General features: G+C 64.1%; 1 protein-coding gene. It reads left to right on the forward strand.

Features of this window, described 5'->3' with window-relative positions; all coding sequences use genetic code 11:
- Positions 1-348, forward strand: a 348-nt coding sequence (locus tag AC1DUE_RS20905) for a transposase (protein ID WP_477041307.1), incomplete at its 5' end; no start/stop codon positions are given.
- Positions 349-362: the final 14 nt, after the last annotated feature.

Raw genomic sequence — 362 nt, forward strand, 5'->3', positions numbered from 1 at the left:
CTGCACGACAGCCAGGCTCTGATCCCTCTCGTGCAAGGGATACCGCCGATCCGCTCCCGCCGCGGACGCCGACGACGCAAGCCCGCAAAGCTCCACGCCGATAAAGGGTATGACTACTCTCACCTGCGACGATGGTTACGCCAGCGCGGTATCCAGCACCGCATCGCGAGGAAAGGAGTCGAGTCCTCACAGCGACTGGGCCGCCACCGCTGGACCGTCGAACGCACCATGTCCTGGCTCGCCGGCTGCCGCCGTCTCCACCGWCGCTACGARCGCAARGCCGAGCACTTCSTCGCCTTCRCMARCATCGCCTGCRCCCTCATCTGCTACCGCAGACTCGCCAAATGAGATGACTTCTAAAG

It is taken from the genome of Cellulomonas sp. P4_A2 (assembly GCF_056402515.1).